Annotated in this window: 13 protein-coding genes; 7 read left to right on the forward strand and 6 right to left on the reverse strand. The window is 65.3% G+C overall.

All coding sequences use genetic code 11. From position 1 onward, the window contains the following. Positions 1-5: 5 nt before the first annotated feature. Complete coding sequence (locus ABIA45_RS21295) at positions 6-911, forward strand: helix-turn-helix domain-containing protein (protein ID WP_157285477.1); 906 nt, start codon at positions 6-8, stop codon at positions 909-911. 346 nt (positions 912-1,257) lie between these two features. Further along, on the forward strand, positions 1,258-1,869 hold the full coding sequence (locus ABIA45_RS21300) for an NYN domain-containing protein (RefSeq protein ID WP_157285476.1): 612 nt from the start codon (positions 1,258-1,260) through the stop codon (positions 1,867-1,869). A gap of 23 nt (positions 1,870-1,892) precedes the next feature. Here the strand turns inward: ABIA45_RS21300 and pcaG are convergent, their stop codons facing one another. Together pcaG and pcaH are read right to left on the reverse strand one after the other, a co-directional pair. After that, entirely contained in the window at positions 1,893-2,519 is a 627-nt protein-coding gene (gene pcaG / locus ABIA45_RS21305; protein ID WP_404653511.1) for a protocatechuate 3,4-dioxygenase subunit alpha, read from the reverse strand. 5 nt (positions 2,520-2,524) lie between these two features. Beyond that, positions 2,525-3,313 carry a protocatechuate 3,4-dioxygenase subunit beta gene (gene pcaH, locus ABIA45_RS21310; RefSeq protein WP_404653512.1) on the reverse strand — a complete coding sequence of 263 codons (789 nt, stop codon included), beginning with the start codon at positions 3,311-3,313 and terminating at the stop codon, positions 2,525-2,527. Between the two features lie 90 nt (positions 3,314-3,403). Between pcaH and ABIA45_RS21315 the strand changes: the two genes are divergently transcribed. The 3 genes from ABIA45_RS21315 (at position 3,404) to ABIA45_RS21325 (ending at position 7,378) form a co-directional block, all read left to right on the forward strand. Next, a complete protein-coding gene (locus ABIA45_RS21315; RefSeq protein WP_404653514.1) occupies positions 3,404-4,333 on the forward strand; it encodes a LysR family transcriptional regulator in 930 nt (309 codons plus the stop codon). 99 nt (positions 4,334-4,432) lie between these two features. Continuing rightward, on the forward strand, positions 4,433-5,737 hold the full coding sequence (gene pncB, locus ABIA45_RS21320) for a nicotinate phosphoribosyltransferase (RefSeq protein WP_404653516.1): 1,305 nt from the start codon (positions 4,433-4,435) through the stop codon (positions 5,735-5,737). A gap of 327 nt (positions 5,738-6,064) precedes the next feature. Beyond that, on the forward strand, positions 6,065-7,378 hold the full coding sequence (locus ABIA45_RS21325; RefSeq protein ID WP_225139044.1) for a GGDEF domain-containing protein: 1,314 nt from the start codon (positions 6,065-6,067) through the stop codon (positions 7,376-7,378). 8 nt (positions 7,379-7,386) lie between these two features. Here the strand turns inward: ABIA45_RS21325 and ABIA45_RS21330 are convergent, their stop codons facing one another. Further along, a complete protein-coding gene (locus ABIA45_RS21330; protein ID WP_404655724.1) occupies positions 7,387-8,007 on the reverse strand; it encodes a TetR/AcrR family transcriptional regulator in 621 nt (206 codons plus the stop codon). Between the two features lie 662 nt (positions 8,008-8,669). On the opposite strand from ABIA45_RS21330, the gene ABIA45_RS21335 reads away from it, so the two are divergent. Next, positions 8,670-12,074, forward strand: a complete 3,405-nt coding sequence (locus ABIA45_RS21335; RefSeq protein WP_404653518.1) for an acyl-[ACP]--phospholipid O-acyltransferase — start codon at positions 8,670-8,672, stop codon at positions 12,072-12,074. 27 nt (positions 12,075-12,101) lie between these two features. On the opposite strand, the gene tcuB is transcribed toward ABIA45_RS21335, so the two are convergent. Then, a complete protein-coding gene (gene tcuB / locus ABIA45_RS21340) occupies positions 12,102-13,202 on the reverse strand; it encodes a tricarballylate utilization 4Fe-4S protein TcuB (protein WP_404653520.1) in 1,101 nt (366 codons plus the stop codon). After that, a complete protein-coding gene (tcuA, locus tag ABIA45_RS21345; RefSeq protein ID WP_404653521.1) occupies positions 13,189-14,580 on the reverse strand; it encodes an FAD-dependent tricarballylate dehydrogenase TcuA in 1,392 nt (463 codons plus the stop codon). Before tcuA ends, tcuB begins: the two co-directional genes overlap by 14 nt. 140 nt (positions 14,581-14,720) lie before the next feature. On the opposite strand from tcuA, the gene ABIA45_RS21350 reads away from it, so the two are divergent. Next, positions 14,721-15,398, forward strand: coding sequence for a GntR family transcriptional regulator (locus tag ABIA45_RS21350; protein WP_404653523.1), 678 nt, complete (start codon positions 14,721-14,723; stop codon positions 15,396-15,398). Positions 15,399-15,415: 17 nt separating this feature from the next. Here the strand turns inward: ABIA45_RS21350 and ABIA45_RS21355 are convergent, their stop codons facing one another. Next, on the reverse strand, positions 15,416-16,495 hold the full coding sequence (locus ABIA45_RS21355; protein ID WP_271538630.1) for a HupE/UreJ family protein: 1,080 nt from the start codon (positions 16,493-16,495) through the stop codon (positions 15,416-15,418). Between the last annotated feature and the right edge of the window lie 7 nt (positions 16,496-16,502).

Genomic DNA, 16,502 nt, shown 5'->3' on the forward strand with positions numbered 1-16,502 from the left:
GACCGATGGAGGGTTTCGCCTTTGTCTTGTACTATTCGAACATGAAAAGCGCGGCCCCCGCCCCGGCCATCCGGGTCTACAATCTGTTCGGCGAGTCCGGCGATCTGCCCGATGTCGTGCATTGCGAGACGATCGCCTCGCGTTCGGTGCTGCACGACTGGACGCTGGCCGTGCACCGCCATGCCCGGCTGCACCAGGTGCTGCTGATCGAGCGCGGCGGCGGCGAGGCGACGCTCGACGGGCGCGTCGTGCCGCTGAGGCCAATGCAGGTCGTCAACGTGCCGGTCGGCCACGTCCACGGCTTCCGCTTCGTGCCCGATACGCAAGGGTGGGTGTTGACCATCGCCGCGGAGATTCTCGATGAAGCGCTGCTCGCCGCCGAGGGCCTGCGCGGAGCGCTGTCGCGGTCGGCGGTGGTGCGCGGCACGCCGCAGATCCGCGCCACGATGAAGCAGATCTTCGCCGAGCACGCCGCGCGCGACTTCGGCCGTGCGCATGTGCTGCGCGCCTTATCGTCGGCCATGATCGGGCTCGTGGCCCGCGCGCTCACGGGCGAGAGCGGCGGCAACGGCACCGCGGAAAGCGGGTTGTTCCGCCGCTTCGAGGCGCTGCTGGAGCAGCATCATCTGGAGCGCTGGAGCGTCGCCGACTATGCCGAGGCGCTGTCGGTGACGCCGACGCATCTCAACCGGATCACGCGGGCGGCGACCGGCGACACCGCCTCGCATCTGATCCTCAACCGACTGATCCGGGAGGCGCGGCGCAACCTCGTCTACACCAACCTGCCGGTCTCGACGATCGCCTACGCCCTCGGCTTCGAGGACCCCGCCTATTTCAGCCGAGTCTACGCCGCCGCCACGGGGGTATCGCCACGCGCGTTTCGCGCGCGGCTCCATGGCGGCGAAGGCTGAGGCACCGGACAAAGGACCGGGGCATGTCTGATCGACGCGCCGCGCAGAACCGCGATGTCTCTCGTTGCCACTTACCTTCGTATATGGCGCCCCATCCTTTGGATAGAGGCGCCTTACCTCCGTACAATTGAGCGGGGCACGCCCTCGCCCTAGCGTCACAGCATTCGGCGCCCTGGCGCTGGTGGCATGGAACCTCCCTAACCTCGGCGCAAGGCGGCCAACCCTGTCCGGTCGTCTGCGCCGCTTTTTCAGCAAGCCATCGGCGCGCTCAAGTATTTCCCGCCGATACGCCGCGCCATTTCGGCTGGACGGTCGGCTTTCGTGCCGAACCTGGGAGTTGTGCATAATGTCTTCGCTTGGGAAGAGCGCGCTCTTTATCGACGGCTCCAATTTCCATGCCACCGCTAAGGCGCTCGGCTTCGAGATCGACTACAGACGCCTGCTCAGTGAATTTCAAAGCCGAGCTACGCTGTTACGGGCCTTCTACTACACGACGATCATCGAGGATCAGGAATATTCGTCGATCCGCCCCTTGATCGATTGGCTCGACTACAACGGCTTCACCGTCGTCACCAAACTCGCCAAGGAGTTCGTCGACTCCGCTACCGGCCGCCGCAAGGTGAAGGGCAGCATGGATGTGGACCTTGCCGTAAGCGCGATGGAGCTTGCCCAGCACGTCGATCAGATCGTGTTGTGCTCGGGCGATGGGGACTTCCGTTCGCTGGTCGAAGCCTTGCAACGCCGCGGCGTCCGCGTGACCGTCGTCTCCACACTCTCCACTCAGCCGCCCATGATCGCCGACGACCTGCGCCGGCAGGCGGACATATTCATCGATCTGGTGGAGTTGAAACCAAAAGTGGGGCGCGATCCACCCGATCGAACTGTATCGCGCGAAATGCGGCAGCCACCGCAATTCCTCGCGCGCGGAACGATCAGGCGCGACGACCGGGTGGAATGATCGAAGGACGGCGGCCCGACACCTCACACGTCGAAGAACACCGTCTCCTCCGGCCCCTGCAGATTGATCGTGAAGGAATACACGACCTTGCCGGCGCGCTCGGTGCGCTTTGCGATCAGCGTCGCGCGCCGGGCCGGCTGCTCGATCAGCTTGAGCACGGGATCGGCGGCGTTGGCCGCCTCTTCGTCCGAGAAATAGAGCCGCGTGTTGAGGCCGATATTGATGCCGCGCGCGACGATCCAGACGTTGACGTGCGGCGCGCATTTGCGCCCCGTCCTGTCGGTGATCGCGCCCGGCTTGATGGTCTCGAAGGTGACGAGGCCGCTGTCGAAGTCGGAGCCGGCGCGGCCCCAGCCGCGAAACTCGTCCTCCAGCGCGCCGGCGGAGCGATCCGCAGGATGGTTGTAGCGGCCGGCCGCATTGGCCTGCCAGATCTCCAGCAGCACGTCGCGCAGCGGCGTGCCGGTGCCGTCGAGCACCTTGCCCTCCAGCGTGATGCGCTCGCCTTTGGTGTTCGGCGTCACCAGCACGTTGGAAAAATTCGTCTCGAAGATGTCGAAGCCGGCCATGGCCGGGATCAGGCCGATATGGACGTAGGGCCCGGCGGTCTGCGAGGCGGTTTCCTTGAGATAGTTGAGCGGTTGCGGCATGGGCGTTAGTTCCCCGCGGTGCGATTTTCGAAGTAAGTGGAGCGCTGGCCGCGCAGCACGATGTCGAAGCGGTAGGCGAGCGAGTCGAACGGCGTCGAGGCGTTGAGGTCGAGCGGCGCCACGAGGCGGTCGAGCGCGTCCTTGTCCGGGATCGTCGTCAGGATCGGGCAGACCGGGATCAACGGATCGCCTTCGAAATACATCTGCGTGATCAGCCGCTGCGCAAAGCCCGAGCCGAACACCGAGAAGTGGATGTGGGCGGGGCGCCAGCTGTTGACGTAGTTGCGCCAGGGATAGGGGCCGGGCTTCACGGTGCGGAAGTAATAGTAGCCGGTGTCGTCGGTGAGCGCGCGGCCGCAGCCGCCGAAATTCGGATCGATCGGCGCCAGATAGGTGTCTTTCTTGTGCCGGTAGCGGCCACCGGCATTGGCCTGCCAGAACTCGACCAGCGTGTTCGGAATGCCCCGGCCGGTCTCGTCCAGCACGCGGCCATGGACGATGATGCGCTCGCCGACGGGATCGCCGTCCTTGGCGTAGTTGCGGATCAAATCATTGTCGAGCGGGCCGAGATCGTTGTGGCCGAACACTGGCCCCGTGATCTCCGAGATCGAGTTCTCCAAGGACAGCAGCGACTGGCGCGGCGAGCGCAGCACCGAGGACTTGTAGCCAGGCGCATGCGCCGGCGGATGGATCGCGCGGTCGCGCTGGAAGAAGCCGCCGTCGCCGAGCGGCGGCGTCAAGGGCTCGGGACGATTGAGGCGGGGATCCCGCAAGGCTGGCGCCTGGGCATTCATCGGCGTTGTCTCTCCCTGGGAGCCCGGGGTCGGGCGGCTTATCGGGAGAGCATGAGCCAGCCTATTCTCAAGATAAATAGATGAATTATAATGAATTGCATGAAGGAAATCGATCATTTGGCCCTCGACGGCCATGCCCTCGAGCTGTTCCTGGCGGTGCTGGAGGAAGGCTCGGTGACGGCGGCAGCGACGCGGCTCGGCCTGACGCAATCGGCCGTCAGCCACGCCCTGAAAAAGCTGCGACGCATTGCCGGCGATCCGCTGTTCGCCAAGTCCGGCCGTGGCATCGTTGCGACGGCCCATGCGCAGGCACTGGCCGGCAAGGCACGCGCGCTGATCGACGAGATGCGCAGCTTTGCCGGCGGCGTCAGCTTCGCGCCGGAGGAGGCCCAGCTGTCGCTGACGATCGCGGCCAACGACTTCCAGCGCGACCTGCTGCTGCCGCGGTTCTTCGATCACGTCGCCGCACAAGTGAAGAGCCTGAGTTTGCGCGTGATCCCCTCGCAATCGCCCTCGCCCGCGATGCTGCGCGAAAACCGCTGCGACCTCCTGATCACGCCGCTGCCGCCGTCCGGCGTCGACATCGTGCAGAAGCGGCTGCTGAGGGATCACTACGTCTGCTACTACGATCCCAAAGCGCGCGCCGCGCCTGCCAGCCGCAGCGCTTATCTCGCGGCGCGTCACATCACCGTGGTCTATACCGACAATGAGCGGCTCGACTTCGACCGCCGGCTGGCAGCGAACGGGCTCCACCGCGACATCGCGATCTCCGTGCCGAGCTTCTCCGGCGTGCCGTCGTTCCTGCGCGGCTCACAGATGCTGGCGAGCATGCCGAGCCTGCTCGCGTCCGACGTAATGCGCGGCTTTGCGCAAACACCGATCCCGCTGGCGTCCCGCACGAAGACCCTGGCCGAGCTGCCGATGTTCATGGTCTGGCACCAGCGCTACCAGAAGGACCCGGCCCACCGCTGGGTCAGAAGCCAGCTCGAGGCCGTTGCGGCGACGGCCGCCACGTTCTGACCTGCCGTTGTCATGCCCTGATATCAGGCGCCGCGCTCCGCAAGACTGCCCTTCCCAAACCCACTGGTTGCGCAGGGGGAGCCGCGCTAAAATCCCCCCATGACAGTGACTGACATTGCGAACCGGACCTACAATCACAGCTGGCGGCTGGATCCCATCATCCGCAGCCTGCTCGATACCGACTTCTACAAACTATTGATGTTGCAGATGATTCGGGAGGATTACCCGGATCAGAAGGTGACCTTCTCGGTCATCAACCGCTCGCGCCATGTGCGGCTTGCCGAGATCATCGACGAGGGCGAGCTGCGCGCCCAGCTCGACCATGCCCGCACCATCCGCTTCACCAAGAAAGAGCTGATCTGGCTGGCCGGCAACACCTTCTACGGCAAGACCCATATGTTCTCGGCGGATTTCATCCGCTGGCTGGCGGAATTCCGCCTTCCCGAATACGAGCTGCGCAAGGTCGAGGGCCAGTACGAGCTGCATTTCCACGGGCCCTGGACCCACACCACGATGTGGGAGATTCCGGCACTTGCGATCCTTAACGAGCTGCGTTCGCGTGCGGCCATGAAGGGCCGCGGCCGCTTCGAGCTCGACGTGCTCTACGCCCGCGCCAAGGCCAAGTTGTGGACCAAGGTCGAACGGCTGCGCCGGCTCGAGAACCTACGGCTCTCCGACTTCGGCACGCGTCGCCGCCACGGCTTCCTCTGGCAGCGCTGGTGCGTCGAGGCGGTGAAGGAAGGCCTCGGCCCCTCCTTCATCGGCACCTCCAACGTGCTGCTCGCGATGGACAACGATCTCGAAGCCATCGGCACCAACGCGCATGAGCTGCCGATGGTGGCCGCCGCGCTCGCCAGGGACGACGAGGAATTGCGCTGGGCGCCCTACCGCATTCTCGACCAGTGGCGTCAGACTTACGGCGGCAACCTCCTGATCGCGCTGCCCGACGCCTTCGGTACCAGGACCTTCCTCCGCGATGCACCGGAATGGGTCGCCGATTGGACCGGCTTCCGCCCCGACAGCGCGCCACCGATCCAGGCCGGCGAGGAGATCATCGCCTGGTGGCAGAAGCAGGGTCGCAACCCCAAGGACAAGCTGCTCGTCTTCTCCGACGCGATGGACGTCGGCTCGATCGAGGACACCTATCGCCACTTCGCAGGGCGCGTGCGGCTCTCCTTTGGCTGGGGCACCAACCTCACCAACGATTTCGTCGGCTGCACGCCGGACGGCTCAATCAGCCTCGATCCGATCTCGCTGGTCTGCAAGGTCTCATCGGTCGACGGCCGTCCGGCCGTCAAGCTCTCCGACAATCCGGAGAAGGCGACCGGCCTGCCCTCGGAAATCGAGCGTTATCTGCGCGTGTTCGGCGACGCCGGTCGCGTGCGCAAGCCGGTGCTGGTGTAGGACACACGTCCACGGAGAGTGCGTAGCGCCCGTCCGCCGCTACGTCGTCATTGCGAGGAGCTCTTGCGACGAAGCAATCCAGAATGATGCCGCGGAGGCAGGCTGGACTGCTTCGCTGCGCTCGCAATGATGAGGCATTGGTTCGCGATATCGCATCAGCTCCGATTTCGCGGCATTTGAAACGATCTGCGCGCATCCACGTCACATTACCTTCACCCTCCGTCACAATCCCTCGCGCGTTTCAGGTCGAGTTAAGCAACCATCTCGTCTACTTTGCGTTGCAGGCGCAACGCCCTCTAGGGCGCGTCGATCGACTTGGGGACTGGTGTGTTTCGCAGAACAGCGGCGTCGGCGGAGGGCGGCAACCTCCTTCACGTCATCAAGCTCGTCTCGCCTTTCGTGATGGTCGTCGTGCTGCAGGCGGCGATCGCCGGATTCAGTCTCGAGGTGATGTCGTCGGTCCGCGCCTATGTCGCCGGCGAAGCACTCTGGTCGCGCTCGCAGAAGAACGCGGTCTACTTCCTCAATCTCTATCTGCATTCGGGCGAACCGAGCCAGTTCGCGCAATATCAGGCTTCACTCGCCGTCCCCATCGGCGACGAGTTCGCACGCTGGGCGCTGGAACGCGATCCGGTCGACGTCGAGGCCGCCCGCGTCGGCTTTCTGCAAGGCGGCAACCATCCCGATGACGTCCCGGGACTGATCTGGCTGTTTCGCTATTTCAATCGCGTCAGCTTCCTCCAGGACGCAATCAGGGAATGGGCCGCCACCGATCCCATGCTGCTGGAGCTCAGCGTGTTCGGCGAGGTCATTCGATCCGAGCTGAAGAAAGGTCCCATTCAGGACGATGACCGCCTGCAATTCCTGTCGTCGCGGCTATCGGAGCTCAATGCCCAGTTCACGGTGCATGCCAAGCAATTCTCCACCGTCCTCGGCGAAGGATCCCGGGCGATCAAGCTGACGCTGACGGGCATCAACATCATCACGGCTGCGGCGCTGATCCTGCTCCTGATCTGGCATACGCGGCGCCTGGTGCGGCAACGGCAGACCTTCGAAGACGCCTTGCATGCCGAGAAGGAGCGCCTGGCCTGGCAGGCATCGCATGATTGGTTGACCGGCCTCTCCAACCGCCGCGCCTTCGAGGCGCGCCTGCAAGCCGAGCTGGACAATGCCGCGGCGGGTGCGCTCGCCCTCATCCTGCTCGACCTCGACCAATTCAAGAGCGTCAACGACAGTTGCGGCCACCTCGCCGGCGACCGCCTGCTCTGCCAGGTCTCGCGCCTGCTGCAGCAGGACCGGCATGCGCATGATCTGGTGGCCCGGCTCGGCGGCGACGAATTCGGCCTGATCCTGCCGCGATGCTCGCCCTTCGATGCCGTCGACATCGCCGAGCGTCTGCGCCGGTCGCTGGAGCTGTTCAATTTCGCCTGGGACGACCGTTGCTTTGCCGTGACCGCCAGCATCGGCGTCGCCTGCATCGCAGACGGCAACATCACGCTCGAGGATGCGATGCGGCGCGCGGATGCCGCCTGTTACCGCGCCAAGGAAAAGGGCCGCAACCGCGTTCAAGTCGAGAACGGGCGATCGGACGTTGTCGTCGTTGCGCCACGCCCGCGCGAAGCGGTCGCTGCACGAGGGTGATGGCATCGTCACCTCAGGGGCAGAATTCCAAGTCCTGCGAGATGGGTGTCGACGAATTGTTCGATCTGCTGGCGCAGCATCTGCGGCGGCACGGCCACCATGCGCTCCTCGAGGCCGAGCGAGATGATGCCATGCACGGCGGAAAACAGCGTGCGTGACAGCAGTGCGATCTTCACGTCGTCCGCATCCGGCAATAGCCGCACCAGGGGCGGATGCATCAGCGCGAACGCATCCATCACCATCTGGAGGATGTCGTCCGGATAGGGGCGATCGTCCTCCATCCGATGCTCGAACAGGGAGCGCAGCAAATTGGCGTGCGCGGCGAAGAAGTCGAGATAAGTCTCGGCGAGCCCATAGAGCTGGCGGACCGGATCCTCGGCAGGAACAGCACGGAGCCGGGCCGTGAGCGCCTGAACCGTTTCCCGGTTCACCGTCAGAATGACCCCGTCGAAGTCGCCAAACTCGTTATAGACGCTGCCGACCGAGCAGCCGGCAGCCTCGGCAACATCCCGAACCTTCAATGATCTCAACCCCTTAGCTGAGATGATGCCGCGGGCGATCTCGACGATATGGAGCCGGCGGCGAAATTTTCTCTGATCGCGCCGCGATTCTTCTTGAACATTGTTCATTTTCAAGCTACTCATGTGAACATTGTTCAATTTAACCTGGAGACCTGGAAAATGCAAACCCTTGCTGTCGAGATCGCCACCACCTTCGTCGATGACGCCGCCGCCCTTGTCGCCGGCTTTGGCCGGGCCCTGCTGCGGCTGGCCATGGCGCCGATCAATCGCATCGCCAATGCCTGCGACGTCGCAGGTGTGCTCGCCGAGCGCCGGGCGACCTTCCGGCTGTGGCGGACCAATCGTGCCCGTGCGCGTCAGGAGCAGCGCCGGTTCAGCCTGCTCGGCCGCTTCTCGCCGTTTCGCCACCTCGCCCATCTCACCTGAGGCACGTGCACGCGGGTCGGCTCGAATGCAAGCGCCGGCTGCAAGGATGGACTTAACCATGTCCGGACGGGCGTGGCCGATCCGGCGGATTTCGACGATGCGGGTCAGTCTTTCCTTCATCGCCCGGCGCCATATCCGGGCGAGCGAGGCCGCTCCGCCCGGCCTCGACCGGATATTTGCGAACCTAACGATGCCGATTGGAGACCAACAGGATCGGAGGAACCGAGGGGACAGAGCAGGCCAGCAACTTGGTTGCCGCGCAATCGTTCGCCCTATGCTTCCGGTCGTGACGTTTCACAGACAACGTAACAACCTCAGTCTGCCTTGCCAAAACAGGACCAGTCATGATCAGGGAATTGATGTCGTCACGCCGCTTCGCGCCGCTGTTCTGGGCGCAATTCTTCTCGGCGCTCAATGACAACGTGCTCAAGAACGCGCTCGTCATCATCCTGCTTTACAGCGCAGCGACGAGTCACGGCGATGCCCTGGTGACGGTGGCAGGCGCCGTCTTCATCTTCCCCTACTTCATCCTGTCCGGGCTCGGCGGCCAGCTCGCCGACAAGTACGTCAAATCCGTCGTCGCAAGGCGGCTCAAATTCGTCGAGATCTTTGCAGCTTGCTTCGCCGCTGCCGGCTTCTTTCTGCATTCGGTGCCGCTGCTGTTCGCAGCGCTCGCGCTGTTCGGCACCATCGCCGCGCTGTTCGGCCCGGTGAAATATGCGATGCTGCCGGACCAGCTCGAGCTCGGCGAGCTCGCGACCGGCAACGCGCTGGTCGAAGGCGCAACCTTCATGGCGATCCTGCTCGGCACGGTCGCCGGCGGCCAGTTCGTGGCTGGCTCGGCACATATGGGCTGGGTCGCCTCCGCCGTGGTGGCGCTTGCGCTGTTGTCCTGGGCTTTCGCCGCCCGCATTCCGCAAACAACACCCTCCGCTCCCGACCTGCGTGTCGATGCCAATCCCTGGACCTCGACGGTGAGCCTGCTCAGGACGCTTCGTGCCGACCATCGCCTGTGGGACGGCACCGTGATCGTTTCCTGGTTCTGGCTAGTCGGCGCCATCGTGCTGTCGCTGCTGCCGGCGCTGATCAAGGAGGTGGTCGGCGGCACCGAGGGCGTCGTGACGCTGTGCCTTGCCATCTTCGCGATCGGCATCGCGATCGGCTCGCTGTTTGCCGCCAGCCTCAGCCATGTCCGCCCGAACCTCGCGCTGGTGCCGATCGGCGCCATCATCATGGGCTTTGCCGGGCTCGATCTCGCCTTCGCCATCGGCGTGACCACCAAGGGGCAAGACATCACCGCGCTCGGCTTCGCGACTTCGTTCGGTGGCCTGCGCATGCTGGCCGACTTCGTCGCCTTCGCCTTCGGCGGCGGCCTGTTCGTCGTGCCGTCCTTTGCCGCGGTCCAGGCCTGGTCGCAACCTTCCGAGCGCGCCCGCATCATCGCCGCCGGCAACGTGCTGCAGGCTGCCTTCATGGTGGTCGGCTCGCTGTTCGTCGCGCTGTTGCAGGCGGCAGGTCTGCATATCGGCTGGATCTTCTTCGGCCTCGGGCTCGCCAGCTTCGGCGCGGTGTGGTTCGTGCTGACCAAGTGGGGCAAGGAAGGCGTGCGCGATGCCGGCGGGCTTCTGTTCCGTGCCCTGTTCCGGACCGAGGTGCGCGGGCTGGAAAACCTGCCACCTCCGGGCACGCGCATGCTGATCGCGCCGAACCATGTCAGCCTGATCGACGGCCCGCTGTTGCACGCCGTGCTGCCGATCGACGCGAGCTTTGCGGTGGACACTGGCATCGCCAAGGCGTGGTGGGCCAAGCCGTTCCTGCGCGCCGTCAAGCACTACACCATGGACCCGACCAAGCCGCTGGCTGCGCGCGACCTGATCAAGCTGGTGGCGGCGGGCGAGCCTGTCGTGATCTTCCCTGAGGGACGCATCACCGTCTCCGGCTCGCTGATGAAGGTGTATGACGGCACCGCGATGATCGCGGACAAGGCCGACGCCGTGGTCGTGCCGGTCCGGATCGAAGGCGCGCAGCGCTCCTATCTCAGCTATCTCAACTCCAGCCAGATCAAGCGGTCCTGGTTTCCGCGCGTGACCGTGACGATCCTGCCGCCGGTCAAGCTTCCGGTTGACGAAACGCTCAAGGGCAAGGCCCGCCGCAACGCCGCCGGCGCCGCGCTGCAGGACGTCATGATCGACGCCCTCGTCAAGAACGCCATGCTCGATCACACGCTGTTCGAGGCACTCGGACACGCCTATCGCGACCGCGACACCGGCAAGGTCATCATCGAGGACGCGCTCGGCACCAAGCTGACCTATCGCAAGCTGATCCTCGGCGCGCAGGTCCTGAGCCGTAAGCTCGAGAACGGCACCGCAATCGGCGAGAATGTCGGCGTGCTGCTGCCGAACTCCGCGGGCGTTGCCGTCGTCTTCATGGCGCTGCAGAACAGCGGCCGGGTGCCGGCGATGCTCAACTTCTCGGCCGGGCCGGTCAACGTGCTCGCCGCGATGAAGGCCGCGCAGGTCAGGACCGTGCTGACCTCGAAGGCCTTCATCGAGAAAGGCAAGCTCGACAAGCTGATGACCGCGATCGCGGCGGAAGCGCGCGTCGTCTATCTCGAGGACGTCCGCGCCTCGATCGGCCTCGCCGACAAGATCAAGGGCCTGCTCGCCGGCACCATGCCGCGCGTGCCCCGCCAGGCCAACGATCCCGCCGTCGTGCTGTTCACCTCGGGTTCGGAAGGCACGCCGAAGGGCGTGGTGCTGTCCCATCGCAACATCCTCGCCAACGCGGCGCAGGCGCTGGCGCGGGTCGACGCCAATGCCAATGACAAGGTGTTCAACGTGCTGCCGGTGTTCCACTCGTTTGGACTCACGGGCGGAATGATGATGCCGATGCTGGCGGGCATTCCGATCTACATGTATCCCTCGCCGCTGCACTACCGGATCGTGCCCGAGCTGATCTACCAGACCGGCGCTACTATCCTGTTCGGCACGGATACGTTCCTGACCGGCTATGCGCGCTCGGCGCACGCTTACGACTTCCGCACCCTGCGCCTCGTCATCGCCGGTGCCGAGGCGGTCAAGGACCGCACGCGGCAGGTCTTCATGGAGCGCTACGGCATTCGCATCCTCGAAGGCTATGGCGTCACCGAGACGGCGCCGGTGCTGGCGATGAACACGCCGATGGCCAACCGCCCCGGCACCGTCGGACGCCTGTCCCCGCTGATGGAAAGCCGCCTCGATCCGGTCCCCGGCATCGAGGAAGGCGGACGCCTCTCGGTGCGCGGCCCGAACGTGATGCTCGGCTACCTCAGGGCCGAAAATCCCGGCGTGCTCGAAACGCTCCCCGACGGCTGGCACGACACCGGCGATATCGTCTCGATCGACGCGGCCGGCTTCATCACCATCAAGGGCCGCGCCAAGCGCTTTGCCAAGATCGCGGGCGAAATGGTCTCGCTGTCGGCAGTCGAAGCCATCGCGGCGTCGCTATGGCCGCAGGCGGCATCCGTCGCCGTGTCGATCCCCGACCAGCGCAAGGGCGAGCGCATCGTGCTGCTGACGACCGAGAAGAACGCCGAGCGCAGTGCGATGCAGGCCCAGGCCAAGGCGATCGGCGCCTCCGAGCTGACCGTGCCCGCGGCGATCATGGTGGTCGACAAGGTGCCGTTGCTCGGCACCGGCAAGACCGACTATGTCACGGCCACGACGATGGCCCGCGAGCAGGGATCCCCGCCGGAGCGCGAGGTGGCGTGAGAGGTTGCGAGACGGGCGGCGCGCGGGTCACGCCGCCGTCCGCCGCTCCTGCGCATAGCGCACCAGCGCGGCGAAGCGATAAAGGCCGTGCACGAACTTGCCGTAGGGCATGGTGATGAACAATGCGAACACGGCACCGAGATGCAGCGCGAGCAGCGGCCCCATCGCGCTCGTCTCGCGCAGCACCAACAGCAGCATTCCGGTGAGCCCGGTCAGGAACAGCATGGCGATGAAGCCGACATCCATGCCGTAGCTGAACTCGTCGAGCAGCGCGGGATCGCGCCGCAGCCTGGCGGCGAACAGGCCGATCGGCCCGACGATCAGGCCGATGCCGCCGAGCGTGCCGAGCACCACCGGCAGGTCCCACCACGGATAGGGCGCCTCGCGGCCGAGCAGATAATGATAGAGCGTTGCGACCGAGGTCGCTGCGAAGCATAGCAGGAAGCCGTAGAAGGTCAGGTGGTGATAGAGCTTGCGCCGGTCGGTCGGCTTGTCGTCCTCGTTGTAGCAGCCGACGCCGCCGCCATCGAGATAGCGCAGCTCGCCGGCGTCGCGGATCGCCTGAAAGATCGAGCGGCGGTCCGCGCGGCCGCCGATCGGTGTGCCGATGTCGCGCCAGAAGGCGCGCACGCTCATGACGAGGGCGAGCATGGCATAGAGAAAGGCAGCGCCGAACACCGCTACCATGACATTATGCGGCATCAGCTTGTAGAAGGCGCCGGGGCCGGTATACACGCCGAACAGCACGCTGCGGTCGTTCACGGCCACAAAGCCGAGGATGAAGGCAGCCATGCTGAGCGCGGCGGTGATGCTGATGACGAGGCCGTTGCGCGCAAATGTGCCGGAGAGCGCCCGCGGCCAGGCATAGGCCGCATAGGACTCCGCGCGCGCAACCGCCAGCGTCTTCGGGACGTTGACGTTGAATTCGTGCGGCGGCGAGAACTGGCAGTCGACATAGCAGGCGCCGCAGGAATGGCAGAGATTGGCGAGGTAGTTGAGATCGCCGTCCGAGAAGGCGCGGCGCATCTCCATGGCCGGAAACACCGCGCACAGGCCCTCGCAATAGCGGCAGGAATTGCAGACCGTCATCAGACGGTCGGCTTCGTCCAAAATTCTAGTTCCGTGCATGTTTCGCCGCTTCCCGTCCTGCGATCCGCCCGAAAACGCTGCCGATGGTCATGCCCATGCCGGCCGCATAACCCTTGCCGAGCACATTGCCGGCCATGATCTCGCCGGCCGCGAACATGTTGGCGGACGGCTTGCCGTCCTTCATCAGCATTCGCGCCTCCTTGTTCACGCGCGTGCCGAGATAGGTGAAGGTGATGCCGGGCCGCACCGGATAGGCGAGAAAAGGCGGCGTCTCGATCCGGCGCGCCCAATGCGTTTTGGGCGGCGTGATGCCCTCCGTCACGCAATCATCCAGAATGGTGTGGTCGAAGGTCCCGGGCCGCACCGCGGCGTTGAACTCGGTCATGGTCTTTTCCAGCGCGACCGGATCGAGCGCGAGCTTGCCGGCGAGCTCCGCAATCGTCTGCCCCGCGATCGGCGGAAACAGCGTCGGCATGAAGCTGGTCACGACGGTGGAATCGAAGATGATGTAGGCGATCTGGTCGGGCTGCGCCGCGACCAGCCGGCCCCAGATCGCGTAGCGCTTCGGCCAGATGTCCTCGCCCTCGTCGTAGAAGCGCTGGGCGTGCTTGTTGACGACGATGCCGAACACGACGGAGTCGTGTCGCGTGATGATGCCGCCGTCGAATTTCGGCGCGCGGGCATCGATCGCGACCGCATGACATTGGGTGGGATCGCCGACCTCCTGCACGCCCTTGTCGAGCAGCATCTTCAGGATGGAGCCGCGATTATACGGCGTGCCGCGGATCAGGAAGTTGTCGGCGGCCTCGCCCCAATATTGCTTCAGCCATTCGATGTTGGCCTCGAACCCGCCGGCCGCCGCAACCAGCGAGGTAGCACGGATTTCGGTCTCGCCCTCGATCGGCCGCTTCAGGCGCGCGGCGAGGAACATGCCGTTCTCGATCGCGAGATCGGTCACCTCGGCGTCGTATTCGACGGCGACGCCGAGCCGCTCGGCGGTCAGATACAGCGCGTTCAGCATGGCCCGGCCGCCGCCGAGGAAAAAGGAATTGGTGCGGCCGAGGCTGAGCGTGCCGCCGAGCGAAGGCTGCCAACGCACGCCCTGCTCCACGATCCAGTTCAGAATGTTCTTGGATTCGCGGATCATATGGCGCGCCAGCACTTCGTCGGTTTGCCCGCCGGTGACGCGCAGCAGGTCCTCCCAGAACTCCTGCTCGGTATAGGGTCCGGTGAGGATTTCGGTCGCCGCGTCATGGGCGCAGCGCATGTTGCGGGTGTGGCGGGTGTTGCCGCCGCGGTAGAATTTTGGTGCGGCCTCGAGCACCAGCACTGACGCTCCGCCGCGCCGCGCGCTGATCGCCGCGCACAGGGCTGCATTGCCGCCGCCAATCACCAGCACGTCGTATTTGGTGCTCATCCCGTCTGCCCGGTGCGGCGAAGTTGGAGACATTTTTCCCGCAATCGGCCTCAATCCGCCATTGCGCACTTTTGTATACAAAGATATACATTGATGGTGCAAGCGGCGTCTCTGCATGGCAGGATGCGCGTCGAGGGATAATGGCCAGGCGTCCGGCAGGCTCAAGTGGAACGATCGCACGCGGCGGCGGCGTTGCGCTCGGCGAAGCCGTGTTCCGCTCGCTGTGCGAGGCGCTCCAGGCCGGCAGCTACCGCGCCGGCGACCGGCTGCGTGAGGAAGAGGTCGCCCGGCGGCTGAAGGTCAGTCGCACGCCGGTGCGGGAAGCGCTGGGCCGGCTCGCCGCGCGCGGCTTCGTCGCGCCTGCCGGCGGCCGCGGGCTGATCGTCCGCAATCTCGACATCTCCGAGGTGCTCGAGCTCTACGCCATGCGTGAGATCATGGAAGGCGCCGCCGCGCGCCTTGCCGCCGAGCACGCTTCTCCGCCGGAGATCGACGCGCTCCGCGATATCGAGCAGGCCTTCGTCGAGGCGAACGATGCCGCCGAAATGGCAAGGCTCAACCGTGGCTTCCACGAGACCATCTGCCGCGCGGCGCGCAACCGCTATCTCGACAACGCCTCGCGGGAATTGCAGGACTGGATCGCCCTGCTCGGCCCGACCACGTTCACGGTCACTGGCCGCCCCAGGACGAGCCATGGCGAGCATCAGGCGATCATTGCAGCCATCGCCGCGCGCGACGGCGACAAGGCCGAGCAGCTCGCTCGCGCGCATATTCGCGAGGCGCTGCGCTGCCGGCTGAAATTGTTGCAGAAGCAATAAGCCGATCGCCGACGCGATCACGCCTCGAACACACGTATCAGGAGCCAATATCCGCCGAGAAGACCGATCCCGCCGGACATGGCGTACACCAGCCCCGCCGCCCGCGCCGGCTCCTCCCGGCCGACCGCGGTCAGCCTGTCCAACAAGCCGAGCGCCGGCAACATCAGCGCGACGATCGCGATCTGCCCGATCTCGACGCCGACATTGAAGGCGGCCAGCGCTGGAACGATCGCATCGGACGGCAGGCCGATCTCGCGAAGCACGCCGGCGAAGCCGAAGCCGTGGATCAGGCCGAACAGAAAAGCCACACGCCAGCGCCGGTCGACGTCGCGCGAAAAGAAGTTCTCGACCGCGACGAACACGATCGAAGCCGCAATCGCGGGCTCCACGATGCGGCTCGGGATGACCAGGATGTTCAACGCCGCCAGCGACAACGTCAACGAATGGGCGATGGTGAAGGCGGTGACGATCTTGATGACGGGAACGAGCCTGCGCGCCCACAAAACGACTGCAACCAGAAATGCGATGTGATCGTAGCCGAGGAAGATGTGCTCGATTCCGGTGACGACATAGCGCTGCATCGTCGTCCACAGCGACGGCGGCGCGGTGGAGAGCGTGACCGTCGTCGTGGTGGCATCGAGCAAGGCCTGCGCCTCGGACTTTCCTTGCGCGATCAGCGCCACCTGGCGCGCGGTCTTGTCCCGCTCGGTCAGCACCGTGGAACGATAGACGATGTCGCCGGGCGCGTTCGCGCAAGCGAAACTGGTGCGATAGATCACCCCGTCACCATCGGGCAGGATCGCGGCGTTGGGGCGCGGGCAAGCCGTGCCGCCGCCCGTCACAACCAGGTGCTTGTCGAGATAGTCGAGGATCGTGGCCCTGGCCGCTTCGACTGCGGCGGGATCGACCGCGTCCTGGCGCGCATCATAGATCCGCGAACCGACCAGGCGATCGACATCGCTGCCCTTCAGTCCCAGTTCGACGCTCACCGTGCGATCGCCGGCCAGCGCCACGCGCGCCGTCACGAGGTTGATCTGATGCGCCTCGGCCGGCAGGCAGAGCAGGACCTGAAGCCACAGCAACAGTGGCCACCTCATGATCGCG

The organism is Bradyrhizobium sp. USDA 336, from assembly GCF_044908355.1.
GTDB lineage: Bacteria > Pseudomonadota > Alphaproteobacteria > Rhizobiales > Xanthobacteraceae > Bradyrhizobium > Bradyrhizobium yuanmingense.

What these genes read in the sequence shown, in the direction of transcription:
- ABIA45_RS21295 (WP_157285477.1), top strand. Translation starts at nt 6, where the DNA reads ATGGAGGGTTTCGCCTTTGTCTTGTACTATTCGAACATGAAAAGCGCG.
- pcaG (WP_404653511.1), bottom strand. Translation starts at nt 2,519, where the DNA reads ATGCCGCAACCGCTCAACTATCTCAAGGAAACCGCCTCGCAGACCGCC.
- ABIA45_RS21335 (WP_404653518.1), top strand. Translation starts at nt 8,670, where the DNA reads ATGATCAGGGAATTGATGTCGTCACGCCGCTTCGCGCCGCTGTTCTGG.
- ABIA45_RS21330 (WP_404655724.1), bottom strand. Translation starts at nt 8,007, where the DNA reads ATGAACAATGTTCAAGAAGAATCGCGGCGCGATCAGAGAAAATTTCGC.
- ABIA45_RS21350 (WP_404653523.1), top strand. Translation starts at nt 14,721, where the DNA reads ATGGCCAGGCGTCCGGCAGGCTCAAGTGGAACGATCGCACGCGGCGGC.
- tcuB (WP_404653520.1), bottom strand. Translation starts at nt 13,202, where the DNA reads ATGCACGGAACTAGAATTTTGGACGAAGCCGACCGTCTGATGACGGTC.
- tcuA (WP_404653521.1), bottom strand. Translation starts at nt 14,580, where the DNA reads ATGAGCACCAAATACGACGTGCTGGTGATTGGCGGCGGCAATGCAGCC.
- ABIA45_RS21355 (WP_271538630.1), bottom strand. Translation starts at nt 16,495, where the DNA reads ATGAGGTGGCCACTGTTGCTGTGGCTTCAGGTCCTGCTCTGCCTGCCG.
- ABIA45_RS21315 (WP_404653514.1), top strand. Translation starts at nt 3,404, where the DNA reads ATGAATTGCATGAAGGAAATCGATCATTTGGCCCTCGACGGCCATGCC.
- pncB (WP_404653516.1), top strand. Translation starts at nt 4,433, where the DNA reads ATGACAGTGACTGACATTGCGAACCGGACCTACAATCACAGCTGGCGG.
- pcaH (WP_404653512.1), bottom strand. Translation starts at nt 3,313, where the DNA reads ATGAATGCCCAGGCGCCAGCCTTGCGGGATCCCCGCCTCAATCGTCCC.
- ABIA45_RS21300 (WP_157285476.1), top strand. Translation starts at nt 1,258, where the DNA reads ATGTCTTCGCTTGGGAAGAGCGCGCTCTTTATCGACGGCTCCAATTTC.